Below are 25,439 nucleotides of genomic sequence, written 5' to 3'. Positions count from 1 at the left end.
GGCCTCTTCGCGAGCAGGCTCGCTCCCACATTGGTTTTGGGTGAACCCTAAAATCAGCGCACAAAAAAACCGCATCGCTGCGGTTTTTTTGTGTCTGTGTGATCGCTTACACGAACAGCGACAACAGCAGGATAAAGCCCAGGCCCACCACCGACAGGATGGTTTCCATCGCGGTCCAGGTCTTGAAGGTTTCGGCCACGGTCATGTTGAAGTACTGCTTCACCAGCCAGAAGCCGGCGTCGTTCACATGAGACAGGATCAACGAACCGGCACCGGTGGCCAGCACCAGCAGCTCACGGTTGACGCCCGGAATCATTCCCACCACCGGCACCACGATGCCGGCGCCCGTGATGGTCGCCACGGTGGCCGAACCGGTGGCGATACGAATCACCGCCGCCACCAGCCATGCCAGCAGAATCGGCGAGATCTGCGCGCTGACTGCCATGTGGCCGATCACGTCGCCCACACCACTGGTCACCAGCATCTGCTTGAAGCCACCGCCAGCACCGATGATCAGGATGATCGCGGCGGTCGGCGCCAGGCTCGCGTCCAGCCACTTGAGCATCTGCTGCGAACCGATGCCCTGCTTGTGACCGAAGGTGTACAACGACAGCAGCAAGGCCAGCAGCAGTGCCGAGATCGGGTGACCGATCATGTCCATCCAGGTGCGGAAGAAGTGACCGTCCGGCAACGCGACGTCAGCGAAGGTTTTCAGCAGCATCAGGAACACCGGCAACAGCACGGTAATCAGGGTGATGCTGAAGCTCGGCAACTTGGTTGAGTCGTCGCTTTCACGGGCCAGTTGATCAACCAGTTCCTGATTCGGGTGACCGGGGATGTGCTTGGCGATGAAGGTACCGAAGATCGGACCGGCAATGATGGCGGTCGGCAGCGCGACGATCAGACCGTAGAGAATGGTCTTGCCGATGTCAGCGCCGAACACGCCGATGGCCAGCAGCGGGCCCGGGTGCGGCGGCACCAGACCGTGTACCGCGGACAGGCCGGCGAGCAGCGGGATACCGATCTTGATGATCGACACACCGGTACGGCGGGCAACGATGAACACCAGCGGAATCAGCAGCACGAAGCCGATTTCAAAGAACAGCGGAATACCGACGAGGAACGCGGCGAACATCATTGCCCACTGCACTTTGTCCTTGCCGAAGGCGCGGATCAGGGTCTGCGCGATCTGATCGGCGCCACCGGACTCGGCCATCATTTTGCCGAGCATGGTGCCCAGCGCGAGGATGATGCCGACGAAACCGAGCACACCACCGAAGCCGTCCTGGAACGCCTTGATGATGGTGCCGATCGGCATGCCGGACGTCAGGCCGAGGAACGCGGCCGCGATGGTCAGCGAGATAAAGGGGTGAATCTTGAATTTGGTGATCAGGATAATCAGGCCGATTACCGTGACCACTGCATCGAGCAGCAGGTAGGCGTCGTGGGACATGCCAAACATTGGGGGTGTCTCCTGGCTTGTTGTTGTTATTAAAGCGGGTTAAACAGAATTCGTGAGGACAGCGCTAGCTCTTTCAACACACTCATACCGCCTGTTTCAAACCGTGGGCCTGCCACCAGACGTGCGCCTGGGCAGCCAATTCTTCAACGCTGTGGATCGAAGCATTCAGCGCCAGGGTCAACGGCTCACCTACCGGCGATTCGAGGGTGGCGAACTGGCTTTCGATCAACGTTGCCGGCATGAAGTGTCCCGGGCGATGGGACACGCGGTCGGCGGCCACTTCCGGGGTCAGCTCAAGAAACACGAAGCCCAGGCCCGGCAAGGCACTGCGTAGCACTTCGCGATAACTGTGTTTAAGGGCCGAGCAGGTCAGCACCGGGCGTTTACCCGATGCATCGACGCGACGCAGTTCATCGCACAGGCTGTCGAGCCAGCCGGCACGGTCGTCGTCGTTCAAGGGGATCCCCGCGCTCATCTTTTCGATGTTGGCGGCCGGATGAAAAGTATCGCCTTCAATGGCAGTGGCGCCGCTCAATTGGCACAGGGCCTCGCTGACGCACGTCTTGCCGCAACCGGCAACGCCCATGATGACTAGGGCGGTGATGGGATGACTCATATAACACCTCAGCGCGCAGACAGCGCTACCTTTGCTAGCTATGACTCTAGTGCACAGGCAGAAGTTGCCGACGCCTTCTTGTCGTTTTTTTGGGTTGCAGCAGGTTTGTTCCCAACGCCAAAAAGCGAAGATCAGGCAGGACCTCGCTTACGCATTTGCAGCTGCATCAGGACAGCGCTACCTTAGTGCCTTGATTTTTGTTTGGCAAGCCGCCCGATGACCACCCCTAAAAACGATAAAAACACTCGCACCACCGGCCGTCCCACCCTTAATGAAGTTGCCCGCCTCGCCGGCGTGAGCCCGATTACCGCCTCCCGCGCCTTGCGCGGGGTCAGCACGGTCGCCACGGAACTGGTGGAAAAAGTGCAGAAAGCCGCGCTTGAACTCAACTACGTGGTCAACCCTGCCGCCCGCGCATTGGCCTCGGCGCAGAGCCATTCAGTGGTGGTGCTGGTGCCATCGCTGTCCAACCTGTTGTTCATCGATACGCTGGAAGCCATTCATCGGGTGCTGACACCCAAGGGCTTCGAAGTGCTGATCGGCAACTTCCACTATTCGCGCGATGAAGAAGAGAACCTGCTGCGCAACTACATGGCTTATCAGCCGCGTGGTTTGCTGCTGACCGGGTTTGATCGCACGGAAAGTTCGCGGCGGATGATCGAGGCCAGCAATATTCCCTGCGTGTACATGATGGAACTGGACAGCGCTGCCGGCGTGAATTGTGTGGGTTTCTCGCAGCTCAATGCCGGCGAAACTGCTGCCGAACATTTGCTCTCTCGTGGGCGCAAGCGTCTGGCCTACATCGGTGCGCAACTGGATCAGCGCACCTTGTTGCGCGGTGAAGGTTTCCGCAAAGCCCTGCAGAAGGCCGGGCGCTACGACCCGGATCTGGAAGTGCTGACGCCGCGCTCCTCGTCCGTGGGCCTGGGCGGTGAACTGTTCCTGCAACTGCTGGCAGCGCATCCGGATGTGGATGCGATCTTCTTTGGTAACGACGACCTGGCGCAGGGTGCGCTGCTGGAGGCGCTGCGCAACGGGATCAAGATCCCCGAGCAGGTGGCGATTCTCGGCTTCAACGATTTGCCGATGTCCGAACACATGGTGCCGCGCCTGAGCAGCATCAACACCCCACGCGAGGCGATCGGCCGGCGTGCGGCGGAGCAGATGTTGACGTTGATGGCGGGGAATAGTGTGGCGCGGCCGGTGGAAGATATGGGTTTTGAACTGAAGATTCGCGAGAGTACCTGAGCTCTGAAATCCTGTCGGAAGCAATCCCTGTGGGAGCTGGCTTGCCAGCGATGGCGTCAGGCCAGTCGATACAGTGTTGACTGATACACCGCAATCGCTGGCAAGCCAGCTCCCACAGTTTTTTGGTACACCCACCCTGTGCATGTATCAGTGGCTGAGCAGGTCGACGAGCGCCAGCGCGCCCTTCTGCAGCGGCTGGCTCTTGAGCCACACCGCGTGGACCGGCAGTACCAGGCCGTTTTCGATGTTGCGGAAATTCAGGCGCTTCAGTCGTCCGCTGTCCAGCCACGGCTGCACCACCGACAGCGGGAAATTGCCCCAGCCCAACCCCGCCTCGACCATCTCCAACGCAGTCTCCAGGGTGTCGGTGCGCCAGTGCGATTCGGCCACCAGCGGTCGAGTTTCGCTGATCGGCAAGTCGCGACTGGCGACGAAGATCTGCCGCACATGCACCAGGTCTTCGAGAAACAGATCCTGCCCCTGCAACAACGGACTGTCCGCCGCCAGCGTGGCGATCATCCGTTCGCTGCCGACAAACTGAAAACGCTCCAGCACGTTCATGCTCAACCCGGCGAACGCCAGGCACACGCTGACGCGGCCACGGTGCAGCATCGCCAGCACATCGTCCTGCGGCGCGGTCAGCACTTCGATGTCGAGCAGCGGATGACGCTCGGCAATCACCTTGATCGCGGCGAGCAAACGGCGACGGTCGACGTCCGCGACCACGCCTATCGACAGCCTGCTCTCCAGCCCCAGCGACAACTCCACCGCATGCACTTGCAGTTGCTTGAGCTGCTCGGCAATCAGCCGCGCGTGGGGCACCAGTGACAGTGCCATCGCTGTCGGCTGCGGCTCGCGATGGCTGCGGTCGAACAAGGCGTAGCCAAGCTCCGCCTCCAGATTGCCGATAGCCATGCTCACCGCCGACGGCACCCGCCCCAAAGCGCGGGCAGCAGCGGAAAACGAGCCACGCTCGATCACTGCGAGGAACAGTTCGATGCTGTCGCTGTTGAAATTCACTTCATCTACCTATCACCAAAACTGAAAGCTACTGACTTTTTCTGTCACGCCTATTGAAGCTATCTTTCGCCGCCTTCGCCAGTCCCGCTGGCCATCGAGTTCAAGACAGAGGCAAATCCCCATGCAAGGCGTCAAACGCAAACTGGTCTACGTGTCGCTCTACGAAGTGATCGGCATGACCTTCTCCGCCCTCGGCCTGGCGCTGTTATCCGGCACTTCGCCCGGCAGCACTGGCCCACTGGCGGTGATCATCACCACCATCGCCGTGACCTGGAATTTCATCTACACCTCGCTGTTCGAGCACTGGGAAAGCCGCCAGCAGTCACGCACCCGCACGGTCAAACGGCGCATCGCTCATGCAGTGGGTTTTCAACTGACGCTGATAGTGTTCCTGATTCCGCTGATTGCCTGGTGGATGAACATCAGTCTGGTGCAGGCGTTCCTGCTGGATCTGGCACTGATCATCTTCATCCCGTGCTACACGTTCGCCTTCAACTGGCTGTTCGATCGCATTTTCGGCTTGCCGGCGTCGGCGCTGCCCGATTCGACCGCTGCGGCATAAATCGTTAATTGGTAAGTAGTTATTGCAAGAAATCGGCGGTTCTCCGGGGCTAACCGCCGAAATTCACAATCCGTGAACTCCGATAGCAGGCTAAGCTTTTCCATCAATAAAAAATGGATCCGCCGATGACTGCTCACGCCCCCGCCGCCGCGCAACGCGACGGCATCGACCCGATACGCGCCGCCGAGATTTCCGCCCGCATCGACCGCCTGCCCGCCGTCGCCACCATCTGGCGACTGGTGGCGCTGTTGTCGATTGGCGGTTTCTTCGAACTCTACGATTTGTTCCAGACCGCCTACATCAGTCCGGGGCTGATCCGTGACGGGATCTTCGCCACCGGCAATCAGGGCGTGTTCGGTTTCTCCGATCAGGCGGCGTTCGCTTCCGCGACCTTCCTCGGCCTGTTCCTCGGCGCGAGCCTGCTCAGTCCGTTGGCTGACCGTTTCGGCCGCCGCGCAATCTTCACTTTTGCGCTGGTCTGGTACACCGTGGCCACGGTGCTGATGGGCGTTCAAAGCTCGGCGCTGGGCATTATCTGCATGCGTTTTCTGGTGGGCATCGGCCTCGGGATCGAGCTGGTGACCATCGACGCCTACCTCTCGGAGCTGGTGCCCAAACGCATGCGCAGTTCAGCGTTCGCCTTCGCCTTTTTTGTGCAGTTTCTCTCGGTGCCGGCGGTGGCACTCATGTCCTGGTGGCTGGTGCCGCAGGCGCCGTTCGGCGTGTCGGGCTGGCGTTGGGTGGTGCTGGCGAGTGCGGTGTTTGCGCTGTTCATCTGGTGGCTGCGCAAGCGCCTGCCGGAGTCGCCGCGCTGGCTGGCGCAGCATGGGCGGTTCGATGAAGCGAACAGGATTCTCGATGACATCGAAGCCCGCTGCGAGAAGGATCACCGCCAACCGCTGGACGCTCCGGAAACGGTGCCCGTGGATGTCGAGGGCAAGGGTCGCTTCGCCGACATCTGGCAGCCGCCATATCGGCGTCGCGCATTGATGCTGATCGTGTTTCACGTGTTCCAGGCGATCGGTTTCTTCGGTTTTGGTAACTGGCTGCCGGCGTTGCTTTCCGGCCAGGGCGTGAGCGTCACCCACAGCCTGATGTACGCGTTTATCATCACCCTCGCCTACCCGCTCGGGCCGTTGTTGTTCGTCAAGTTTGCCAACCGTTTCGAGAACAAGTGGCAGATCGTCGGCTCGGCCCTTGGCGCCATGACTTTCGGCACTTTGTTCGCGTTGCAGACCAGCGCCTTCGGCCTGATCTTCTGCGGGGTGATGATCACCTTTTGCAATGCGTGGCTGAGCTTCAGTTATCACTCGTACCAGAGCGAACTGTTCCCGACCAACATCCGCGCCCGAGCGGTGGGTTTCTGCTATTCGTTCAGCCGTTTATCGACGGTGTTCAGCAGCCTGCTGATTGGGCTGTTCCTCGATCACTTCGGCACGCCCGGGGTGCTCGCGTTCATCGTCAGCAGCATGCTGATCGTGATGCTGACCATCGGCTGGTTCGGCCCGCGCACGCGCAATCTGGCGCTGGAAAACATTGCCCACCGCTGAGGCCACACGGTCATCCTCTGCCGCCCGACGGCAAGGGATGACCGCTTTGTTCGGCGCACAAGTTGCGTAACTCGTTGAAATCATGTGTTTTTGCGCGAAGGCACGGTAATTGCTGCTTCAGGCCCGTCAGCAATTATCCATAGGGCTCCATCATGATGTTGGTCAGTGCCAAACAGCAGCAGCTCATTCACCTGCCCAAGCGGCTGGCGGATGACGCGACCACGACCGCCGCTGCCGGTCTGCAAAGCGGCCTGCACGGCGCCATGCTGCAATCGCTGCAGAACCAGGCCCAGTCGCAGGCGACCGACGCGACCTCCAAGGTTGAGGATTCGGCCACGCAGATCGCCACCCAGCAAGTGGCCGCCGCCACGCGCATCAGCGATAACGTCGACGAAGCGTTCGCCAAGACCCGTGTCGGCCTGCAAACCACCGACGCCACGGCGGCCGGCACCACCATCGGGACCTCGGCCACTGACGCGTTCAAGGACTACATGAGCAAGTCGCCGGAACAGCGCCTGCGCGACAGTATCCTTCAGAGCATGGGCATCACCGAAGACGACATCAAAGCCATGCCGCCAGAGAAACAACTGGCCATCGGCAAAGAGATCGCCGAGCGTCTGCAGGACAAGATGAAGCTGGCGCAAGCGGAAAAAGACAACGTCAATGACGTCAAGGACAGCGACAAACTGGCGGACAAGTTTCTCGCGGCGCTGTGATCTGAAAGTTGCTTAGAAACCAATGTAGGAGTGAGCCTGCTCGCGATAGCGATACATCAGTTACTTATCCTGTGACTGACGCACCGCAATCGCGAGCAGGCTCACTCCTACCGTTGTTGATGGGTGTCAGTTTAGTTGCAACGTCGCATTGAACTGCCCGATCGCATCCACCACATGCCGTGATCCCTGCTGAATCTCCAGAATCACCTCCCCCGCCTCGTTCGCCAGTTCCACACCCAGCCCGGTGCGGCTCAGGCTCGACTGCATGCTCGACACCGCGCTCAGCGACAGGTCATGGTTTTTGCGCACCACTTCGACAATCTCTAGGGTCGCCTGACTGGTGCGCGCCGCGAGACTGCGCACCTCGTCCGCCACCACCGCAAAACCGCGTCCGTGTTCACCGGCTCGCGCCGCTTCGATGGCCGCGTTGAGCGCCAGCAGGTTGGTCTGATCGGCGATGCCGCGGATGGTCTGGACGATGGTGCCGATGATGTCCGACTGCTTGCTGACCGCATCGATGCTCAGCGCCGCTTCGTTGAGGTCGCGGGAAATGTCCTGAATGATCTGCACCGTCTGCTGCACCACCTGTGAGCCTTTTTGCGCGCAGGCGTCGTTTTGAACCGAGGTGCTGTGGGCCGATTCCGCGGCGTTTTGCAACGTGGTCATTTGGCTGGTGATGTCGCTGGCGAACTTCACCACCTTGTACAAACGACCCTTGGTGTCGAACAGCGGGTTGTACGAGGCTTCGAGATAGACCATCTGCCCGGACTTGTTCTTGCGTTCGAAACGGTGCGAGTGATATTCGCCGCGATTGAGCGACGCCCAGAACGCCTTGTACTGCGCCGATTCGGATTCGGAACGGTGACAGAACATGCTGTGGTGATGGCCAACGATTTCGTTGAGCGAGTACTGCATGGTTTTCAGAAAGTTGTCGTTGGCGGTAATCACGTTGCCGTCCGGGGTGAACTCGATCACCGCCATCGAACGGCTGATCGCCGCCAGCATGCTTTCTTCTTCGTGTTCTTTATTGACCCGGGCGGTGATGTCCGACGCCACTTTGATCACACTTTTGACTTGTTTGTCCGGGCCGTACACCGGCATGTAACTGGCTTCGAGCCAGATCTCCTTGCCGGACTTGTTCAAACGCAGGAACGTGCCGCTGATCGGCTCACCCCGGGCCAGGTCGCGCCACAATCTGGCGTACTCCTCGCTGCGGTAAAACGCTTCTTCGCAAAACACCCGGTGATGTTTGCCGCGCACTTCCTCGGCGCTGTAACCCATGGTCTTGCAGAAGTTTTCGTTGGCATCCAGAACAATGCCCTCGGGGGTAAATTCGATCATCGCCATGGAGCGGCTGATCGCTTCGAGCTTGGCGTTGGCTTCGGTCAAGGCGCAGCTGAAACGCTCGATTTCCTGCAGGTCAGCCTTGTGATGTAGGTTGAACATGGTTGTATCACCTTCCGCGCGGTCTTTTGATTTGATGAAAGTCAGGTCTTTCAGCATCCACCACTACGTTCCACAGAACAGGCACACGCATTCCTCCACGGGAGGAAGTTGTCAGGTGATAAATGATGTTTAATCCGAGGGTCCATGCAGCGACGCTCTAATCAAGACATCCTTCTCTTGATAGCCCAGCAGCGGGCCAGCCCTAACGTGCAGAAAACTTCCATGTACAACTTGCTCCTTGTTGGTTCAGTGTCCGGTGCCTTGGGTTGCGCACTCTGGCAGCGTTGAAATCACGGCTAACAGATGACGGTCGACATAGTTAGTTACAGCTAGCATAGCCATCGCCATGCCGTGCGCAAGGCCACTAGTCGGCCAGTATCTGGCACTTTTTGCACAAGAAACGGTTCAGCGAGCTGTCGCGACCGCCGTCTCCGCCACCAGATCCAGCAACGCCTGCACCGCCGCTGGCGGCGTCTGCCCCGCAGGCAGCACCAGCGAAAAGACCCGTTCGATACGTGGCTGCAGGGCAATCACGCGCAAGCCCTGGCGCTCGGCCGGCAAGGTCATTTCCGGCACCAGGGTCACGCCGAGATTTTCCCGCACCAACGTGAAGGCGCTGCTCCATTCGCGCACCTCGACCCGCACGTCCTGCAACTGCAACCCGGCCTCGGCGGCGAGGCTGCGGGCGTTGGTCGAGCAACCGCCGGTGGCCAGCACAAAAGGCAGCGCCGTCAGTTCTTGCAGGCTGACGCCCTGCTCGGTTCCTCGCAGCGCCAGCGGATGCCCTGCCGGCACCACCGCTACCCATTCATCCCGACCCAATGGCCCGGCGTTACGCTCGGGTGTCGGGTTGAGCACCACACCAACATCCACCAGACCGGCCGCGAGCAGGGTTTCCACCTCGTCGTCGCTGACCTCCAGCGCCACCACTTCGATCCCCGGATACAGCCGATTGAACTGGCGCAACAGCGGCGGCAGAAAACTCGCCAGCACCATGGGAAAACTCGCCAGACGAATTGTCCCGCGCAGCATCGGGCGCACGCTGTCGACGGTCTGGCGAATGGTCTCCAACGCACCGAGCATCAGCCGCGCCTGCTCGATCACCGGCAGGCCGATGGCGGTGGGCAAGGTCTGTCGGCTTTCGCGGCTGAACAGTTGCACGCCGAGGGTTTCTTCCATCAGCGCCAAGGCCTGGCTCGCGCCGGACTGGGTCATGCCGACCCGCTCGGCCGCGCGGGTGATGTTGCCGTGATCGGCGACGGCGACCACCAGCCGCCAATGCATCAGGTTCATCATGCCAGTAGCTGTCCTTATGGCAGGTTTCTGAAAGATTAATTTTACCGAGGGTGCGGCGCACTATGACACTGGCGCCAATTCCTCACCAGAGAGCTGCCGATGAAGCTGTATTACGCCCCGCAAGCCTGTTCACTGGCGCCGCACATTGTGTTGCGCGAACTTAAGCTGCCCTTCGTGCTGATTCGCGTCGACAACCGCAGCAAGCGCACCGCCAGCGGTGAAGACTTTCTCGCGATCAATCCCAAGGGGTACGTCGCGGCCCTGCAACTGGACGACGGCACGGTACTGACCGAAGGCCCGGTGATCCTGCAATATCTGGCGGATCTGCAATCACAATCGGGACTGGCGCCAGCACCCGGCAGTTTTGAAAGGCTGCGTTTGCAGGAGTGGCTGAATTTCATTTCGAGCGAGATCCACGGCGGGCTTGGTGCGCTGTTCGATGAGCGGTTGCCGGCCGAGGTGATAAAGGAGAAGTTGTTCAAGCGTTTTGCGGAGTTGGTCAGGGTGCTGGAGCAGCAGGAGTATCTGTTGCCGAGCGGCTTCAGCGTCGCGGATGCCTTGTTGTTTGTGGTGTTGCGCTGGGCCGGGTTGTTCGGGATCGAACTGGCGCAGTGGCCGGCACTTGCGCGGTTTCAGGCGCGGATTGAGCAGCGGCCGACCGTGATGGCGGCGTTGGCGGCGGAAGCGGCGTAAGTCTTTAGATCATTCGCGAGCAAGCCCGCTCCCACAGGAGTTTTGTGCACGTCAAAAATCCAGTGTGGGAGCGAGCTTGCTCGCGAAGGCGGTAGCTCAAACGCCACCGATCAAACAGTTGAAACTCAAAGCCCCGCCGTCACCTTGCTCGCCACCTCCCCCGGCACCCACGCCCTCCACACCTGCGGCTGATCGCGCAAAAATGCTTCGGCTACCTGCCGTGGTGGCTGGCGCTTTTCGCTCATCCCGGCCAGCGTCTGGTTCAGCAGATCAATCGGCAAATCGACTTTCTCGAAGAACGACACCAGCTCCGGGTATTGCGCCTTGAACGGCGCCGACACGCCAATCGCCAGGCTGGCCGGCATCGAGCGGGTGCCCTTGGGATTCGGGTTGTTGGCATCGGCCAGGGTTTTCCAGGCTTCAGCATCGAACGGCGGCTCTTCGAGCTTCACCAGTTTGAAGCGCCCGAGCAGCGGCGTCGGCGACCAGTAATAGAACAGCACCGGTTTGCCGCGTTTGATCGACGACGCCACCTCGGCATCCAGCGCCGCGCCGGAGCCGGTGCGGAAGTTGACGTAGCTGTCGGTCAGCGCATAGGCCTTGAGCTTCTGGCTGTTGACGATCTCCGAAGTCCAGCCGGTCGGGCTGTTGAGGAAGCGTCCACGGCGCGGGTCTTCCGGGTCGCGGAACACGTCCTTGTAGCGCGGCAGGTCGGCCACCGATTTCAGCTCCGGGGCCAGCGGTTTGATCCCGCGTTCGGGGTCGCCCTTGATCACGTATTCCGGCACCCACCAGCCCTCGGTCGCGCCCTTGACCGTATCGCCAAGGCCGAACACCTTGCCTTCATTGGCCGCCTTGACCCACGCCGGACTGCGCCCGGCCCATTCCTCGCCGATCACCTGAATATCGTTTTTCGCCAGCGCCGCTTCCAGGCTGACGGTGCTGCCCGGCAGCGTGTCGGTCGGGTACCCGTAACCTTTTTCGACGATCAGGCGCAGCACTTCGGTGATGAAACTGCCGCTTTCCCAGGTGATGTCACCGAAGTGGATCGGTGCGGTTTTTTCCGCCGCCGAAACAGCGCCGACGCTCAGGCTCAGCGCCAGCAACGAACGGCCAAGCAGGGTTTTGATCGATCTCATGCGGACCTCTTGTCTGTCAGGATTTGGTTGGCGCTGTGGCGATCGCACAGGGCTTGGGAGCGGCTCATGTAAACGCTGACCGAACGCTGGGAGATGCCCAGTTCGGCGGCGATTTGCGGATAGGTCAGGCCATCGATGCGTGCCAGCAGGAAGGTCGAACGGACCTTGCCCGGCAGGCGTTGCAGGCTGTGATCGAGGCGTTTGAGGGTCTGGCTCAGTTGCGCGAGGTCTTCAGGCGAGATAGCGACCTCGACGTCGATCTGCTGCGCATGCCGGCGCTCCAGATCCGCCCGGCGCCAGCGCTGATAAAGCAAGCGCTGAGCAATCGTGGTGAGCATCGCGCGGGGTTCGCGAATCGCCGTGATACTGGGCGCCTGAAGCAATTGCGCGAAGGTTTCGGCGGCTATGTCTTCCGCGCCTGCGGAGTCGTGCAGATGTCGGCTCAGGTAAGTGCACAGCCAGCGGTAGTGGGCGCGGAACAGAGCGTCGAGATGATTGCGGTGAGCGGTGTCGGCGCCGGACATAAGGGCTCCTGGGTAAGGGTCGCTGAATGTCCGGTGATCCGGTGGCGCGATCGTAGCAAGGCGCCTTATGCATTAATAAGATTAATATTTCATTTTTATATTCTTTTTGGAAATATAAGGCTGTTCAGCGCAAGCGGCCGTAGCCCAACTCTTCAGCCTCACGTTGATAGTCGAGCAAGATCTGATAATCGCTTTCGCTGGCGGGCAACACTTCAGGCAAGCCGAGGATCTGCGCCACATCAGGCAATTCACGCAACGCCTGATTCATTACCCGGCGCAACTGTCCGATCTGCTCATTCGTGGCAGTCGCGGCGGTGATAAACGGCAACGTCGGGCTGAACGCACTACGCGCCACAACCCGCAATCCACTCACTTCTTCAGGCGCATGCTGAGCGAGGTAGGCATAGGTCACGCTGTCAATGGCCGCCAGATCGGCGCGCGCTTCACGCAACCAACGCAGACTTTCGCGGTGCGCCCCACTGATGCCGACCGTGGCGAAAAACTGCCCGTCGCGGTGTAAGGGCGCCAGACGCTGGCGCAACAGGTTCATGCCGCTGTTGGAGTCGTCACTGTTGATCACCCCACGGCTGCCGCGAAAATCCGCCAGGGTTTTGCGCGTATCGTCTGCACGGCTGAGGATCAGGCTGCAGTGATTGCCGGCGCTGGCGTCGGGCAGTTCGTAGCGTGGACGTCCGACGATGCGCACCTGATCGCGCAGCAAGGTCATCAAGGGATAGCCGCAGGTCTGGGTCAGCAGCAGATCCGGGGATAACCAAAGCTCGGGGAGCGACAGGCTTGCGGCGTTCAGGCGGGAGTGGCCGAGATGTTCGAGAATGCGAGAGATCCAGCGTTCGTTGGCCAAGCGGATGGGCTCGGGGGCGGTGTACATCAGCAGTTCGAGATGGTGTTGGGTCATACACGTTATTTCCCTGCAAATACTTACCCCTGTGGGAGCGGCGGTGCGACGATTCGACTTGCTCGCGAAAGCGGTGTGTCAGACACCAGACATGTCACTGTTCTACCGCTTTCGCGAGCAAGCCCGCTCCCACAGGGGTTTTGTGGTGTTTTTGAGGTTAGTGGTAAGGATGTTGCGGACTGTCGATCGGCTTCAAACCGTGCTGCCGCCACAACTGCCCATAACCCTGCACCAGAAACCCGCCACTGCGCGCTACCCATTGTTCGCGGCGCATCCGGTAGGCCGCCGGCAAGTCATACCACGCCAGCCCCGGCAGGTCGTGATGCACCAGATGCAAATTCAGATTCAGAAACAGCCAGCGCCACGGCCAGCCGGCTTCGTTAAGCACGGTGCGCTGCTCCGGCTGAACGTGCGGGCGGTGTTCATAGTAGGAGCGGATCATCGCGATCGACAGTGCCGGCACACTGATCAGCAGCAGGTAATGCCAGACCGGCAACACGCTGAAGCGCGCGATAAACCACAGCATCAACACGCTGAACGCACCGTGGGTCAGCCACATCGACCAGGCCTGACGCTCGCGGTTTTTCAGGCGTTGCAGTTCTTCGGCAGCCAGTGCGATCAATCCCAGCGGCGCACCAATGATGAAGCGGCCGATTACGGTTTTATTCAGCCAGTGCAGGCTGCGTTCGAACAAGGAACTGCCCTGCCAACGCGCGGCCGTCAGATAACGGCTTTCCGGATCGATACCGGGCACAGTCAGGTGTTCATCGCGGTGATGCAGCAGGTGGCTGTCGCGATACAAGGTATACGGGTACCACACCGCAAAAGGTGCGTAGCCGAGGATTTTATTGAAAAGCACCGAGCGGGTCGGATGCCCATGCAGCAATTCATGCTGCACCGACAGCCACAGCACCAGCAGCGGAATCAGCAGCAATGTGCTCAAGCCGCGACCGAGCCACTGACTGTTGATGATGATCGCGAACCAGCCGCCATACACGCCGATCAGCAGCAGCCATGTCGGCCATTCGGTGCGGGCGGTGAAGCGCTGGCGCAGGGTTTCGATCTGCTGGCGATGGTCGGCATCGAAGTAATTCGGCATGGCGTGGCTCGGAACGGGAGTCTTCCCCTTCTGTGCAACGAAGCCGAGCAATCTTGCAGATTATTTTTGCGCTGAAACGAGAGCCCGGGGGACGGGCTCCCGAAGGACGTGATCAATGACCGAAAATATCGACCTTCTTGGCTTTCTTCTCTGCACGCTTTTCAATCGCCGTCTTCACCGGTTTCTTCTTCGCGGCTTTCTTTGAATCCATACCTTTGGACATGATGCTTACTCCACTCACAGGGATGTAGGCTCAGGTATACACCTATCGCGCGGCGCGCGTTCTTTTATAATCGGCGCTTTGCCCGCCGCCAGTCCGATCCCATGCCCGATACCCGATACGTCCTGCTCGACGAGCCTTTGTGGCCGTTGATGAACAAGTTTTACCGCAGCCACCAATCGTCGATGAAGGCGGTGCGCGATGCGCAGTTATGGGTGGCCCGTCGAGAGGACATCGTTGCCGCATTGTGCTTGCGGCCGGTGGCGGGCGGGTACTGGTTGACCGGATTGTTTGTTGATCCGGGTTGCCGTGAACAAGGGATCGCCGGAGAGTTGATCACGGCGGCGGTGAAGGATTTGCAGGAGCCGGTGTGGCTGTTCTGTCATCCGGACTTGCGCGGGTTTTACGAGCGGCGCGGTTTCATTTTCGATCCCGCCCTGCCCTACGCACTGGCCGAGCGGTTGAGCCGGTATGCGCGGAGCAAGCCGATGATTGCGCTGGGGCTGGAACCACATTCAATCTAAGATCACAGATACCCTTGTGGGAGCGGGCTTGCTCGCGAAGGCGTCGTGTCAGTCGCTGCATCAATTGACTGATACGACGCCTTCGCGAGCAAGCCCGCTCCCACATTGGGATAGAGGTGTTCTCAGGATCAGTCATCGGCTGTGGGATCGAGATCCGGGAACATCACTTCGGTAAAACCGAATTTGCTGAAGTCAGTGATGCGCGACGGATACAAGCGGCCGATCAGGTGATCGCATTCGTGCTGCACTACCCGCGCATGGAAGCCTGACGCCACGCGTACGATCGGCTCGCCCTTGGGATCAAAGCCTTCGTAGCGAATCTGCTGATAACGATCCACCGCACCGCGCAGGCCGGGCACCGACAGACAGCCCTCAAAGCCCTCCTCGGTCAGCGGACTCAGCGGCGTGATCAGCGGATTGATCAGGATCGTCTGCGGTACCGCCTCAGCGTCCGGGTAGCGTTCGCTGTGCTCGAAACCGAAGATCACCAGTTGCAGGTCGACGCCGATCTGCGGCGCGGCGAGGCCGACGCCACCGACACTTTCCATGGTCTGGAACATGTCATCGATCAGTTGCCACAGCTCGGGGCTGTCGAACATTTCCGGCGGCACGGCTGGAGCAATGCGCAGCAGGCGTTCGTCGCCCATTTTGAGGATTTCACGGATCATGGTCGGGCTTCGTCAGTGTCCGGCTTGAGCGAGTGGTCGCGCCCCAGGCCAGAGACATGTTGTTTGGGATGTTCATCGAGTTCGCCGGGGACTTTCTCGCCCTCGTCCTTGCCCTCGCTGGACATGTGTTCGATCACCGCATTCATCTCGGCGCCGAGCAGCAGCACCGCCGAGGAAATGTAGAAATACAGCAACAGCACGATGATCGCCCCGATGCTGCCATACATCGCGTTGTAGTTGGCGAAGGTTTTGACGTAGAACGCAAAGCCCAGTGAGGCGATGATCCACACCACCACGGCGAGTACCGAGCCGGGGGTGATGAAACGGAATTCCTGTTTGACGTCGGGCATCACGTAATAGATCAGCGCCACCGCGACCATCATCAGAAACACGATCACCGGCCAGCGCGCAATCGTCCACACGGTGACGATGAAGTCTTCCAGCCCCACCTGCGCGGCAATCCAGCCCATCACTTGCGGCCCGAGCACCATCAGTGCGGCCGCCACCAGCAACATGCCGGCAATGCCGACGGTGTAGAACACCGACAGCGGAAAACGCTTCCAGATCGGCCGGCCCTCGACCACGTCGTAAGCGGCGTTCATCGCACTCATCATCAGGCGCACACCGGCAGACGCGGTGTACAGGGCGATGACGATACCGACCGAAAGCAAGCCGCCCTTGGACTGCTGCAACTGATCGATCACCGGGTTGACCTGTTCCAGCGCCTGCGGCGGCAGCACCAGTTCCGACTGCAGGCGCAACCAGGTGAAGAAGTCCGGCAGGTGCAGGAAACCGATCAGGGCAATCAGGAACAGAATGAACGGGAACAGCGAGAACAGCATCTGGTAGGCCAGTGCCGAGGCGTAGGTCGACATCTCGTCGTCGACGAATTCAGTGACCGTGCGCACCATCACCCGGTGCAGTGGCAGACCTTTCATGTCTGGAAAAATCATTCGCGTCTCCTTTCGCCGCATTACAGGTTGAAGTCGTGGCGACTCAGGGGCCGTTTTCTACATCACGGTAGCCTACTTGGCGACCTTCGTGGATGGCTGTCGGGTTTTGACACAAAAACGGCCATCCTTGGATGGCCGCTCGTGTGTTTCGTTTAAGGCGGAATTACGCCTTGTCGACACCTTTCTTGATGGCGTCTTTGGCTTTGCCGACAGCTTGCTGGGCTTCACCTTTTTTCTCTTGCAGTTTGCCTTCGGCTTGCAGCTTGGTGTTGTCGGTTGCTTTGCCGACGCCTTGCTTGACGTTGCCGACTGCTTCGTTAGCCATGCCTTTTACTTTATCGCCAGTGCTACTCATGGTGTTTCTCCTTGGTGCATTGAAGGGGAAAGTCAGTACGTAATGATTGACTGGCCGGGTTTGCCACGAGTTTCATTTATTTTTGCCGTTCATTTCGTCGTGCCATGCAGGTTGGGCTTTATGTTTGCCCCGCAAGCCCCGAGAATGCGCACCTATGGGCGCCGTGCGCCAACGATCAGATCCCGCAGGAATGTTATGAAACTCGATAAAAAGCAGGCCATTGCCCGTCGCAACCAGGAACTGGGCGGCGCCGTGCTCGGCACCAACAACTGCCACTTCGCCGAATTGAACCGCAACCGCAACATCTGGTGGTTCGACCTGCCGGTGACGCGCCTCGCCGTCGGTCAGTACGAGTGGATTCACCTGCTGATGCACACCCCGGCCACCGACGAACTGCTGCACCTGAAAGTGCCGACCGTGTTCCTGCGGGAAAAGCTCGAAGGCCTGGTGATTCGCAACGAAGGCAAGCGCAAGGCGGCGTTGAGCCTGGAATTGAGTGCAGACAAGGATTCGTATCTGCAGGACATGCGTCCGGCGGGAACCAATGTGAATTTCGCGCCGTTCCGGCAGTAACCGAAAAGCTTCGCGAGCAAGCCCGCTCCCACATTTGACTGTATTCCAACTGGAGGAACGCGGTTGAATGTGGGAGCGGGCTTGCTCGCGAAGGCGGCATCACAGTCACTACAGATCCACCACCTACTCCAACAAAAAGCCCCGCATCTGCGGGGCTTTTTGCTTCAGGCGGCGGACTTGGCCTTGATCTTCTTCAGCTCTTCATCACGCAACTCACGACGCAGGATCTTGCCGACGTTGGTGGTCGGCAGCGCATCGCGGAACTCCACCGAACGCGGCACCTTGTAACCGGTGACGTTGGCGCGCATGTGCTCCATCACGGTTTCCTTGGTCAGGGTCACGCCCGGCTTGGCCACGATGAAGATCTTGATCGCCTCGCCCGACTTCTCGTCCGGCACGCCGATGGCCGCGCACTGCAACACACCCGGCAGGGTCGCCAGCACGTCTTCCAGTTCGTTCGGGTAAACGTTGAAACCGGAGACCAGAATCATGTCTTTCTTGCGATCAACGATGCGCATGTAGCCATCGGGCTGGATCAGCGCGATGTCACCGGTCTTCAGCCAGCCTTCGCTGTCGAGGATCTCGTCGGTGGCTTCCTGACGCTGCCAGTAGCCCTTCATCACTTGCGGGCCCTTGACGCACAGCTCGCCGATTTCGCCCATAGGCTGCTCGACACCGGCATCGTCAATGACTTTGCACAGGGTCGACGGCACCGGAATGCCGATGGTGCCGATCTGAATGTTCTGGATCGGGTTGACCGTGGCCACCGGGCTGGTTTCGGTCATGCCGTAACCTTCGCAGATCGAGCAACCGGTCACTGCTTTCCAGCGCTCGGCGGCGGCCAGTTGCAGGGCCATGCCGCCGGACAGGGTGACTTTCAGATTGGAGAAATCCAGCTTGCGGAAACCTTCGTTGTTGCACAGCGCGACGAACAGCGTGTTCAGGCCGACAAAACCGCTGAACTTCCACTTCGACAGTTCCTTGACCATCGCCGGCAGGTCGCGCGGGTTGCTGATCAGGATGTTGTGGTTGCCGATCAGCATCATCGCCATGCAATGAAAGGTGAACGCATAGATGTGGTACAGCGGCAGAGGGGTGATCAGGATCTCGCAACCTTCATTGAGGTTGGAGCCCATCAGCGCCTTGCACTGCAGCATGTTGGCGACGAGGTTGCGATGGGTCAGCATCGCGCCTTTGGCCACGCCGGTGGTGCCGCCGGTGTACTGCAACACCGCGACATCGCTGCTGTGCGGATTGGCTTCGGCCACAGGCTGGCCCTGGCCCTTGCTCAGCACGTCGTTGAACTTGACGGCTTTGGGCAGGTGATAAGCCGGGACCATCTTCTTCACGTACTTGATCACGCTGTTGATCAGCAGGCGCTTGACCGGCGGCAGCAGGTCGGCGACTTCGGTGACGATGACGTGCTTGACCCCGGTTTTTGGCACCACGGCTTCCGCCAGGTGCGCCATGTTGGCCAGGCACACCAGGGCTTTGGCGCCGGAGTCATTGAATTGGTGTTCCATTTCCCGCGCGGTGTACAGCGGGTTGGTGTTGACCACGATCAGCCCGGCGCGGATCGCACCGAAGACGGCCACCGGGTACTGCAGAACGTTGGGCAGTTGCACGGCGATTCGATCACCGGGCTGCAAGTCGGTATGCTGTTGCAGATACGCGGCAAACGCACCGGACAATTCGTACAGTTCACCGTAGGTGATTGTCTTGCCCAGGTTGCTGAAAGCCGGCTTGTTGGCGAAGCGTTGGCAGGATTGCTTCAACACTGCCTGAATATTCGGGTACTCGTCTGGATTGATGTCGGCAGCAATTCCAGCCGGGTATTTATCCTTCCAAAAGTCTTCGATCATGGAAGCCCACTCCTCAGCAACGCGAATTCTTCACCGCATTTGATGCGATTATTATTGGTGTGTGTTTTGTATTGGTGAATCTGGCTTTTCTACAGGCCGAGAAGTCACAAAGCGCGCCGAGAGTAGCAGCTTTGCCGAGGGCCGACTAGAGCCAAAAGCGGCCTCCATGGTCACTTTAATGACTCAAGACTTTCTAACAGTCATTTTAGAGCAAAAATCCTATACCACCCTGAAAGCCCCGGTTTTCCGGGCCTTCAACCCCCAAAAAGCATCGCGGGCAAGCCCGCTCCCACAAGGTTGGTGGAGATCCCTGTGGGAGCGTGGCTTGCCCGCGATCCGCGCCACGCGCGGCCATTCACCGATCAGGCGATATCGCGCAACTCCCGCCGCAGAATCTTCCCGACCGGCGTCATCGGCAACGACTCACGCAGCACGATGTGTTTCGGCACCTTGTAAGCGGTGAAATTCTCTTTGCAGTACGCCTTGAGCTCTTCGAGGCTGACCCCGGTTTCCCGCGCCACCACAAACAGCTTCACCGCTTCGCCCGAACGCTCGTCCGGCACGCCGATCACCGCGCAGTTGGCGACTTTCGGGTGGGCCATCACCACGTCTTCGATCTCATTGGGATACACGTTGAAACCGGAGACGATGATCATGTCCTTCTTGCGATCGACGATGCGCACAAAACCGTCCGGGTCGATCACCGCAATATCACCGGATTTGAACCAGCCGTCGGCGTCCAGCACTTCGGCGGTGGCTTCGGGTTTGTGCCAGTAGCCTTTCATGATCTGCGGGCCTTTGATGCACAGCTCGCCGCGCTCGCCCATCGGCTGCTCGACACCTTCATCATCGATGACTTTCAGCAGCGTCCCCGGCACCGGCAGACCGACCGTGCCCAGACGCGACTTGTCGCCATACGGGTTGGTGCAGGCCACCGGCGACGTTTCGGTGAGGCCGTAACCCTCGGTGATGCGGCAACCGGTGATCTGCTCCCAGCGCTCGGCGGTGGCCTTGACCAGCGCGGTACCGCCGGAGTTGGTCAGCTTGAGGCTGGAGAAATCCAGTGTCTTGAAGTCCGGGTGCTCCATCAGCGCGACGAACAACGTATTCAGGCCGAGCAACGCCGAGAAGCGCCAGTTCTTCAGCTCTTTGATGAAGCCTGCGATGTCGCGCGGATTGGTGATCAGCACGTTGTGGTTGCCCGATACCATCATGCACATGCAATTCGCGGTGAAGGCATAGATGTGGTACAGCGGCAGTGGCGCCACCATCACCTCCTGCCCTTCGCGCAGCAGCGGCTGACCGTCTGGCCCCAATTGCGCAAGACACGCGCGCACCTGCTGCATGTTGGCCACGAGGTTGCCGTGGGTCAGCATCGCGCCCTTGGCCAGGCCGGTGGTGCCGCCGGTGTATTGCAACACGGCGATGTCGTCGAGACCGACTTTCAGCGGCTTGATCCCCAGACCACGGCCCAGGCGCAGCGCACTCTTGAGCGAGATCGCCTGCGGCAGCGAATAGTCCGGGACCATTTTCTTCACTTTGCTGACCACGGTGTTGATCAGCCAGCCCTTGGCGGTGGGCATCATGTCGCCCATCTTCGCTTCGATCAGGTACTGGATGTCAGTGTCCGGCAGCACTTCCTGAACCTTCTGCCCGAACATGTTCAGGTACACCAACGCGCGGGCACCGGAATCCTTGAACTGGTGGCGCATCTCGCGCGCGGTGTACAGCGGGTTGGTGTTGACCACGATCAGCCCGGCGCGCAAGGCACCGAACACGGCAATCGGATATTGCAGCACGTTGGGCATCTGCACCGCGATGCGATCCCCCGGCACCAGATCGGTGTGGGCTTGCAGGTAACCGGCGAACGCCGCGCTGTAGCGCTCGAGTTCAGCGTAGGTCAGGGTCACGCCCATATTGCTGAAGGCCGGCCGATCCGCGAATTTTTTGCAGGAACGCTCAAACACCTCGATCACCGACTTGAACTCGCCCATGTCGATGTCCAGTGGTACGCCGGCGGGGCGTTTGTCATTCCAGAAATCAGGTTGCATTGTTCTTGTCCTCTTTACCTGAATCGATCCGGGAGCCGCTTTTCTGTGGTTTCGCGCTGATCCCTGAGGGCACAAAGCAAAAAGCGGAGCTTCACGGACACTAGCAGTTATGGCCATTGAGGCAAATATGGGCGATGGCGACATTGATCGTATGAATCTTCCTGCCGTGGCGTGAGCTGATCGGACGCGCTATACAATGCAACGACTGCGGGCCGATACCGCTCGATAAAAAGGAATTGCCATGATCCACCGAGGCTTTTGGCTGGACGCGAGTGACCGCAGCCGCCTGTTCGTCAACCAGTGGCTGCCCGCCGCGCCCTTGAAAGCGCTGATCCTGCTGGCCCACGGCATGGCCGAACACAGCGCCCGCTACGAGCGGCTGGCAAATGCGTTCTGTGCTCAAGGGTATGGTGTGTACGCCCCGGATCTGCGCGGCCATGGCAAGACCGCCGAACACGGGACGCTCGGGCATTTCGCCGATGACGACGGCTGGTGCAAGGTGATCGGCGATCTGGCCAGCCTCAATCAGCACATCGGCCAGCAGCATCCCGACGTGCCAATCATCCTGCTCGGGCACAGCATGGGCAGCTACCTCGCTCAGGGTTACCTGCTGCATCACAGCGCCAGCCTGCATGGGGCGATTCTCAGCGGTTCGAACTTCCAGCCGGTGGCGCTTTACGGCGCGGCGCGACAAATCGCCCGTTTCGAAAAACTGCGTCAGGGTGGCAAGGGCCGCAGTGCGCTGATCGAGTGGTTGTCGTTCGGCTCGTTCAACAAGAAATTCAAACCGGCGCGCACGCCGTTCGACTGGCTGAGCCGCGACCCGGTCGAGGTCGATCTGTATGCCAACGACCCGTTGTGTGGCTTCCGCTGCACCAATCAATTGTGGATCGACTTGCTCGGCGGCTTGCAGCAGATCAGCAAAGCGTCCAATCTCGCCCAGATCGACCCGGGCCTGCCGCTGCTGGTGATCGGCGGTGAATGTGATCCGGTGAGCGAAGGCAAGCGTCTGACAGATCTGGCCGAAGCGTTGCGCTCGGCCGGCAGCCAGAACCTGCAATTGAAGATCTACCCGCAGGCGCGGCACGAATTGTTCAATGAAACCAATCGCGACGAGGTGATTGCCGATGTGCTGACCTGGATCGACCAGGCGCTGAGCCATCGCCGCCCCCATCGCAGCGAATAATTTTTGTGGATTCACTTTAATCCGTCACAGGAATCAAGACCGATGACCCAGGTTACCAACATCCCTTACGAAGCCCTCGAAGTCGGCCAGACCGCCAGCTACAGCAAGACTGTCGAAGAGCGCGACATTCAGCTGTTCGCCGCGATGTCGGGCGACCACAACCCGGTGCACCTGGATGCCGAGTTCGCCGCCGCCAGCATGTTCAAGGAACGCATCGCCCACGGCATGTTCAGCGGTGCACTGATCAGCGCGGCCGTAGCGTGCGAGCTGCCTGGGCCGGGCACCATCTACATCGGTCAGCAGATGAGCTTTCAGAAGCCGGTGAAGATCGGCGATACCCTGACCGTGCGCCTGGAAATCCTTGAGAAGCTGCCCAAGTTTCGCGTGCGCATCGCCACTCGCGTGTTCAACCAGCGTGATGAGCTGGTGGTGGATGGCGAGGCCGAGATTCTGGCACCGCGCAAGCAGCAGACCGTGACCTTGCCGACGTTGCCGGCGATCAGCATCGGCTGATCATCAGGTACACAAAACGAAAGTGGGAGCGGGCTTGCTCGCGAAGGGGTCGTGTCAGCAACAGCATCGTTGCATGACACACCGCTTCGCGAGCAAGCCCGCTCCCACAGTTTTTTAGCGTGGCTTACGAACGAGCGCGAGCTTGGTTACGCAGGGCTTTCACCTGGTCGTGATTGCGTTGTACGCCGTGGTACTGACGCTCAACCAGGTCACGAATACCGACCAGGCCGTGCTTGTTGATCTTCTCGATGGCTTCACGATAAGCCTTCAGGGCGTGGTCTTCACCGCGCTCGGCCTCGTTCAGCACAGCCTCTTCGTCCTTGCCGGTGAACATGGCTTTGACGTCGACCCAGCGACGGTGCAGGTCACCGCTGACGCTGGTAGAGGTTTCCGGATCACCGCCCAGTTTACGCACTTCAGCCTGCAGTTCAGCGGCGGCAGTCGCGCAATCGGCAGAACGGGTCACGAACAGGGTTTTGAGTTCTGGATGCTTGATGTCTTCAGCGCAAGTCTTGAACCCTTCCTGGCCGTCCTTGCAGGTTTCGATCAGGTCGTTGAGTACAGAGATCGCTTCTTTATTCATGTCAGTCATTTTTTCAATTCCTTGCGGTTGGTTGAAGATGCAAGGGTTATTGCAGTGTGCGTGCCAGCTTTTCATTCAAAAATAAATCGTTATATTTCAATAAGTTAAAGATATTTGAACTATCTGTATCACGGTTATTTGCATGATCTGTCATTTGGCCTGCATGCAGAATGCCTGTATTTTCCTGACTGATTGAATCCAGATGATTGCCACTGATGAATCCTGAAAAGCTTGAGCTGTTGATCACCCGTGAAATGCCCTTCGGCAAGTACAAGGGCCGGATCATTGCCGACCTGCCGGGGCCTTACCTCAACTGGTTTGCCCGCGAAGGCTTTCCCCACGGCGAACTCGGCGGACTGCTGGCGCTGATGCAGGAAATCGACCATAACGGCCTGTCGGATCTGCTCGAACCACTACGCGCCAAACACGGCAAACCTGCCCCGCGCCACTGAAGCGCCCTCCTCCCTAGAGCCTCGACCATGCCTGATAACACCCGCCGTGCCCGTGACGAAGCGTTCTGGCAAACCTTCGCCGATCGTTACGAAGCGCAAACCGGTCCGCTGAACCTGGAGAACGGTTACTTCGGGCGCATGTCGCGCACAGTGATCGAGGACTATCAGCGCAATATCGAGCTGATCAACACCAGCAACTCGGTGTACGTGCGCCAGCGTTTCGAACAGCACGACAGCCTGGAGATCCGTGCGCAACTGGCCGAGACCATCGGTGTGCGCGCGCAGAGCGTGGCCTTCACCCGCAACGCCAGTGATGCGCTGCAATCGCTGATCCGCAATTACAATCGCCTGCTTCCGGGCGATCAGGTGCTGATCAGCGACCTGGAATACGACACGGTCAAAGGTGCCATGCGCTGGCTGTCACGCTATCGCGGCGTCGACGTGATCGAGATCAACCACACTCACCCGGCCAGTTTCGACAGCCTGCTGGACAGTTACCGCGAAGCCTTCATCCGCTATCCGAAACTCAAACTGATGGCCCTGACCCATGTTACCCACCGCACCGGTCTGGTGATGCCGGTGCAGGCCATCGCCGAGCTGGCGAAACAGCATGGCGTGGACATCATCCTCGACGGCGCTCACGCCCTTGGCCAGATCGAGTTCAATCTGGAAGCGATGGGCATCGCCTTCGCCGGTTTCAACCTGCACAAGTGGATTGGCGCGCCATTGACCCTGGGCTTTCTGTACATCGCCCCGCAGCGCCTGGCCGACATCGATCCGGACATGGGCGAAATGCACTTTCCGGCCACCGACATCCGCGCCCGCACGCCGTACAGCACGCCGAACATTCCGGCGCTGATGTCGCTGCCGCTGGCGCTCGAGGAGCACCGCTCGCTCGGCGGCGCTGCGGCCAAAAGCGCACGGCTCAATTACCTGCGCAATCTGTGGGTCAGCGCGGTGCGGCACCTGCCGGGGATCGAGGTGATGACCCCGGACGATCCGCGCCTGTATTGCGGGATCACCTCGATGCGTTTCACTCGCCACGCCGATCAACAGGCAATGGTCGAGCGCCTGCTCAACGAGTACAACCTGTTCACCGTGGTACGCAACGGCGCAGCGAGCGGGCCGAGCATTCGCATCACGCCGGGGCTGACCACCACGGCGGCTGACATGCAGTTGCTGACCCGTGCACTCAACGAGCTGCGTTGATCG

At 59.8% G+C, this 25,439-nt stretch carries 26 protein-coding genes; 11 read left to right on the top strand and 15 right to left on the bottom strand.

Annotation, left to right across the window (positions count from 1 at the left end; genetic code table 11):
* Positions 1-106 precede the first annotated feature (106 nt).
* Positions 107-1,462 (bottom strand): GntP family permease, encoded by a 1,356-nt coding sequence (locus H043_RS0115355; protein WP_027612590.1) that lies wholly within the window; start codon positions 1,460-1,462, stop codon positions 107-109.
* An 82-nt stretch (positions 1,463-1,544) separates the two neighbouring features.
* On the bottom strand, positions 1,545-2,078 hold the full coding sequence (locus H043_RS0115350; RefSeq protein WP_027612589.1) for a gluconokinase: 534 nt from the start codon (positions 2,076-2,078) through the stop codon (positions 1,545-1,547).
* Between the two features lie 216 nt (positions 2,079-2,294).
* On the opposite strand from H043_RS0115350, the gene H043_RS0115345 reads away from it, so the two are divergent.
* Positions 2,295-3,326: a LacI family DNA-binding transcriptional regulator gene (locus H043_RS0115345; RefSeq protein WP_027612588.1), complete on the top strand. Its 1,032-nt coding sequence runs from the start codon at positions 2,295-2,297 to the stop codon at positions 3,324-3,326.
* A gap of 147 nt (positions 3,327-3,473) precedes the next feature.
* Here the strand turns inward: H043_RS0115345 and H043_RS0115340 are convergent, their stop codons facing one another.
* Positions 3,474-4,346: a LysR family transcriptional regulator gene (locus H043_RS0115340; protein WP_027612587.1), complete on the bottom strand. Its 873-nt coding sequence runs from the start codon at positions 4,344-4,346 to the stop codon at positions 3,474-3,476.
* 121 nt (positions 4,347-4,467) lie between these two features.
* Between H043_RS0115340 and H043_RS0115335 the strand changes: the two genes are divergently transcribed.
* The 3 genes from H043_RS0115335 (at position 4,468) to H043_RS0115325 (ending at position 7,174) form a co-directional block, all read left to right on the top strand.
* On the top strand, positions 4,468-4,908 hold the full coding sequence (locus H043_RS0115335) for a PACE efflux transporter (RefSeq protein ID WP_027612586.1): 441 nt from the start codon (positions 4,468-4,470) through the stop codon (positions 4,906-4,908).
* Positions 4,909-5,033: 125 nt separating this feature from the next.
* A complete protein-coding gene (locus tag H043_RS0115330) occupies positions 5,034-6,458 on the top strand; it encodes an MFS transporter (protein ID WP_027612585.1) in 1,425 nt (474 codons plus the stop codon).
* A gap of 155 nt (positions 6,459-6,613) precedes the next feature.
* Entirely contained in the window at positions 6,614-7,174 is a 561-nt protein-coding gene (locus H043_RS0115325; protein ID WP_027612584.1) for a hypothetical protein, read from the top strand.
* Between the two features lie 126 nt (positions 7,175-7,300).
* On the opposite strand, the gene H043_RS30935 is transcribed toward H043_RS0115325, so the two are convergent.
* Together H043_RS30935 and H043_RS0115315 are read right to left on the bottom strand one after the other, a co-directional pair.
* A complete protein-coding gene (locus tag H043_RS30935) occupies positions 7,301-8,620 on the bottom strand; it encodes a PAS domain-containing methyl-accepting chemotaxis protein (protein ID WP_027612583.1) in 1,320 nt (439 codons plus the stop codon).
* Between the two features lie 405 nt (positions 8,621-9,025).
* Entirely contained in the window at positions 9,026-9,916 is an 891-nt protein-coding gene (locus H043_RS0115315) for a LysR family transcriptional regulator (RefSeq protein ID WP_027612582.1), read from the bottom strand.
* A 99-nt stretch (positions 9,917-10,015) separates the two neighbouring features.
* Here H043_RS0115315 and gstA point away from each other — a divergent pair, with 99 nt between their 5' ends.
* Positions 10,016-10,609, top strand: coding sequence for a glutathione transferase GstA (gene gstA, locus H043_RS0115310; protein ID WP_027612581.1), 594 nt, complete (start codon positions 10,016-10,018; stop codon positions 10,607-10,609).
* Between the two features lie 125 nt (positions 10,610-10,734).
* Here the strand turns inward: gstA and H043_RS0115305 are convergent, their stop codons facing one another.
* The 4 genes from H043_RS0115305 to H043_RS0115290 all read right to left on the bottom strand — a co-directional run bounded on the left by H043_RS0115305 (position 10,735) and on the right by H043_RS0115290 (position 14,287).
* On the bottom strand, positions 10,735-11,748 hold the full coding sequence (locus H043_RS0115305; RefSeq protein ID WP_027612580.1) for an ABC transporter substrate-binding protein: 1,014 nt from the start codon (positions 11,746-11,748) through the stop codon (positions 10,735-10,737).
* The gene (locus H043_RS0115300; RefSeq protein WP_027612579.1) at positions 11,745-12,272 is read right to left on the bottom strand and encodes a sigma-70 family RNA polymerase sigma factor; all 528 of its coding nucleotides are present in this window, start codon (positions 12,270-12,272) and stop codon (positions 11,745-11,747) included. Before H043_RS0115300 ends, H043_RS0115305 begins: the two co-directional genes overlap by 4 nt.
* Before the next feature lie 124 nt (positions 12,273-12,396).
* Positions 12,397-13,188: a phosphate/phosphite/phosphonate ABC transporter substrate-binding protein gene (locus H043_RS0115295; RefSeq protein ID WP_027612578.1), complete on the bottom strand. Its 792-nt coding sequence runs from the start codon at positions 13,186-13,188 to the stop codon at positions 12,397-12,399.
* 157 nt (positions 13,189-13,345) lie between these two features.
* Complete coding sequence (locus tag H043_RS0115290) at positions 13,346-14,287, bottom strand: fatty acid desaturase (RefSeq protein ID WP_027612577.1); 942 nt, start codon at positions 14,285-14,287, stop codon at positions 13,346-13,348.
* Positions 14,288-14,611: 324 nt separating this feature from the next.
* Between H043_RS0115290 and H043_RS0115280 the strand changes: the two genes are divergently transcribed.
* Entirely contained in the window at positions 14,612-15,031 is a 420-nt protein-coding gene (locus H043_RS0115280) for a GNAT family N-acetyltransferase (protein ID WP_027612576.1), read from the top strand.
* Positions 15,032-15,159: 128 nt separating this feature from the next.
* Here H043_RS0115280 and def read toward each other — a convergent pair whose 3' ends face one another.
* The 3 genes from def to H043_RS0115265 form a co-directional block, all read right to left on the bottom strand.
* Positions 15,160-15,699 carry a peptide deformylase gene (def, locus tag H043_RS0115275; RefSeq protein ID WP_027612575.1) on the bottom strand — a complete coding sequence of 180 codons (540 nt, stop codon included), beginning with the start codon at positions 15,697-15,699 and terminating at the stop codon, positions 15,160-15,162.
* Positions 15,696-16,652 carry a YihY/virulence factor BrkB family protein gene (locus H043_RS0115270; protein WP_027612574.1) on the bottom strand — a complete coding sequence of 319 codons (957 nt, stop codon included), beginning with the start codon at positions 16,650-16,652 and terminating at the stop codon, positions 15,696-15,698. Before H043_RS0115270 ends, def begins: the two co-directional genes overlap by 4 nt.
* 163 nt (positions 16,653-16,815) lie before the next feature.
* The gene (locus H043_RS0115265; RefSeq protein WP_027612573.1) at positions 16,816-17,007 is read right to left on the bottom strand and encodes a CsbD family protein; all 192 of its coding nucleotides are present in this window, start codon (positions 17,005-17,007) and stop codon (positions 16,816-16,818) included.
* A gap of 195 nt (positions 17,008-17,202) precedes the next feature.
* Between H043_RS0115265 and H043_RS0115260 the strand changes: the two genes are divergently transcribed.
* Positions 17,203-17,580: a hypothetical protein gene (locus H043_RS0115260; protein WP_007969330.1), complete on the top strand. Its 378-nt coding sequence runs from the start codon at positions 17,203-17,205 to the stop codon at positions 17,578-17,580.
* A 164-nt stretch (positions 17,581-17,744) separates the two neighbouring features.
* Here the strand turns inward: H043_RS0115260 and fadD1 are convergent, their stop codons facing one another.
* Positions 17,745-19,442 (bottom strand): long-chain-fatty-acid--CoA ligase FadD1, encoded by a 1,698-nt coding sequence (gene fadD1 / locus H043_RS0115255; RefSeq protein WP_003227414.1) that lies wholly within the window; start codon positions 19,440-19,442, stop codon positions 17,745-17,747.
* Positions 19,443-19,804: 362 nt separating this feature from the next.
* The gene (gene fadD2 / locus H043_RS0115250) at positions 19,805-21,493 is read right to left on the bottom strand and encodes a long-chain-fatty-acid--CoA ligase FadD2 (protein WP_027612572.1); all 1,689 of its coding nucleotides are present in this window, start codon (positions 21,491-21,493) and stop codon (positions 19,805-19,807) included.
* Positions 21,494-21,734: 241 nt separating this feature from the next.
* Here fadD2 and H043_RS0115245 point away from each other — a divergent pair, with 241 nt between their 5' ends.
* Both H043_RS0115245 and H043_RS0115240 read left to right on the top strand, forming a co-directional pair.
* Positions 21,735-22,679 carry an alpha/beta hydrolase gene (locus H043_RS0115245; RefSeq protein ID WP_027612571.1) on the top strand — a complete coding sequence of 315 codons (945 nt, stop codon included), beginning with the start codon at positions 21,735-21,737 and terminating at the stop codon, positions 22,677-22,679.
* A gap of 42 nt (positions 22,680-22,721) precedes the next feature.
* Positions 22,722-23,192, top strand: coding sequence for a MaoC family dehydratase (locus tag H043_RS0115240; protein WP_003227420.1), 471 nt, complete (start codon positions 22,722-22,724; stop codon positions 23,190-23,192).
* Between the two features lie 124 nt (positions 23,193-23,316).
* Here the strand turns inward: H043_RS0115240 and H043_RS0115235 are convergent, their stop codons facing one another.
* On the bottom strand, positions 23,317-23,784 hold the full coding sequence (locus H043_RS0115235; protein ID WP_003227422.1) for a PA2169 family four-helix-bundle protein: 468 nt from the start codon (positions 23,782-23,784) through the stop codon (positions 23,317-23,319).
* A 206-nt stretch (positions 23,785-23,990) separates the two neighbouring features.
* Between H043_RS0115235 and H043_RS0115230 the strand changes: the two genes are divergently transcribed.
* Together H043_RS0115230 and H043_RS0115225 are read left to right on the top strand one after the other, a co-directional pair.
* Complete coding sequence (locus H043_RS0115230) at positions 23,991-24,227, top strand: DUF3820 family protein (protein WP_003227425.1); 237 nt, start codon at positions 23,991-23,993, stop codon at positions 24,225-24,227.
* A 27-nt stretch (positions 24,228-24,254) separates the two neighbouring features.
* Positions 24,255-25,436 (top strand): aminotransferase class V-fold PLP-dependent enzyme, encoded by a 1,182-nt coding sequence (locus H043_RS0115225; RefSeq protein WP_027612570.1) that lies wholly within the window; start codon positions 24,255-24,257, stop codon positions 25,434-25,436.
* Positions 25,437-25,439: the final 3 nt, after the last annotated feature.

Origin of the sequence: Pseudomonas sp. URIL14HWK12:I6 (genome assembly GCF_000514195.1) — a bacterium.
Lineage (GTDB): Bacteria > Pseudomonadota > Gammaproteobacteria > Pseudomonadales > Pseudomonadaceae > Aquipseudomonas > Aquipseudomonas putida_A.
Note: the sequence above shows the minus strand (reverse complement) of the source record. Positions and strands in the feature narration are given on the sequence as shown.

Coding starts and splice junctions, on each gene's coding strand:
- H043_RS0115270 (WP_027612574.1), bottom strand. CDS start 16,652: ATGATTTTTCCAGACATGAAAGGTCTGCCACTGCACCGGGTGATGGTG.
- H043_RS0115265 (WP_027612573.1), bottom strand. CDS start 17,007: ATGAGTAGCACTGGCGATAAAGTAAAAGGCATGGCTAACGAAGCAGTC.
- H043_RS0115235 (WP_003227422.1), bottom strand. CDS start 23,784: ATGACTGACATGAATAAAGAAGCGATCTCTGTACTCAACGACCTGATC.
- H043_RS0115260 (WP_007969330.1), top strand. CDS start 17,203: ATGAAACTCGATAAAAAGCAGGCCATTGCCCGTCGCAACCAGGAACTG.
- fadD1 (WP_003227414.1), bottom strand. CDS start 19,442: ATGATCGAAGACTTTTGGAAGGATAAATACCCGGCTGGAATTGCTGCC.
- gstA (WP_027612581.1), top strand. CDS start 10,016: ATGAAGCTGTATTACGCCCCGCAAGCCTGTTCACTGGCGCCGCACATT.
- H043_RS0115230 (WP_003227425.1), top strand. CDS start 23,991: ATGAATCCTGAAAAGCTTGAGCTGTTGATCACCCGTGAAATGCCCTTC.
- H043_RS0115295 (WP_027612578.1), bottom strand. CDS start 13,188: ATGACCCAACACCATCTCGAACTGCTGATGTACACCGCCCCCGAGCCC.
- H043_RS0115245 (WP_027612571.1), top strand. CDS start 21,735: ATGATCCACCGAGGCTTTTGGCTGGACGCGAGTGACCGCAGCCGCCTG.
- H043_RS0115350 (WP_027612589.1), bottom strand. CDS start 2,078: ATGAGTCATCCCATCACCGCCCTAGTCATCATGGGCGTTGCCGGTTGC.
- H043_RS0115335 (WP_027612586.1), top strand. CDS start 4,468: ATGCAAGGCGTCAAACGCAAACTGGTCTACGTGTCGCTCTACGAAGTG.
- fadD2 (WP_027612572.1), bottom strand. CDS start 21,493: ATGCAACCTGATTTCTGGAATGACAAACGCCCCGCCGGCGTACCACTG.
- H043_RS0115300 (WP_027612579.1), bottom strand. CDS start 12,272: ATGTCCGGCGCCGACACCGCTCACCGCAATCATCTCGACGCTCTGTTC.
- H043_RS0115225 (WP_027612570.1), top strand. CDS start 24,255: ATGCCTGATAACACCCGCCGTGCCCGTGACGAAGCGTTCTGGCAAACC.
- def (WP_027612575.1), bottom strand. CDS start 15,699: ATGATCCGTGAAATCCTCAAAATGGGCGACGAACGCCTGCTGCGCATT.
- H043_RS0115325 (WP_027612584.1), top strand. CDS start 6,614: ATGTTGGTCAGTGCCAAACAGCAGCAGCTCATTCACCTGCCCAAGCGG.
- H043_RS0115305 (WP_027612580.1), bottom strand. CDS start 11,748: ATGAGATCGATCAAAACCCTGCTTGGCCGTTCGTTGCTGGCGCTGAGC.
- H043_RS0115280 (WP_027612576.1), top strand. CDS start 14,612: ATGCCCGATACCCGATACGTCCTGCTCGACGAGCCTTTGTGGCCGTTG.
- H043_RS0115240 (WP_003227420.1), top strand. CDS start 22,722: ATGACCCAGGTTACCAACATCCCTTACGAAGCCCTCGAAGTCGGCCAG.
- H043_RS30935 (WP_027612583.1), bottom strand. CDS start 8,620: ATGTTCAACCTACATCACAAGGCTGACCTGCAGGAAATCGAGCGTTTC.
- H043_RS0115315 (WP_027612582.1), bottom strand. CDS start 9,916: ATGATGAACCTGATGCATTGGCGGCTGGTGGTCGCCGTCGCCGATCAC.
- H043_RS0115355 (WP_027612590.1), bottom strand. CDS start 1,462: ATGTTTGGCATGTCCCACGACGCCTACCTGCTGCTCGATGCAGTGGTC.
- H043_RS0115345 (WP_027612588.1), top strand. CDS start 2,295: ATGACCACCCCTAAAAACGATAAAAACACTCGCACCACCGGCCGTCCC.
- H043_RS0115290 (WP_027612577.1), bottom strand. CDS start 14,287: ATGCCGAATTACTTCGATGCCGACCATCGCCAGCAGATCGAAACCCTG.
- H043_RS0115330 (WP_027612585.1), top strand. CDS start 5,034: ATGACTGCTCACGCCCCCGCCGCCGCGCAACGCGACGGCATCGACCCG.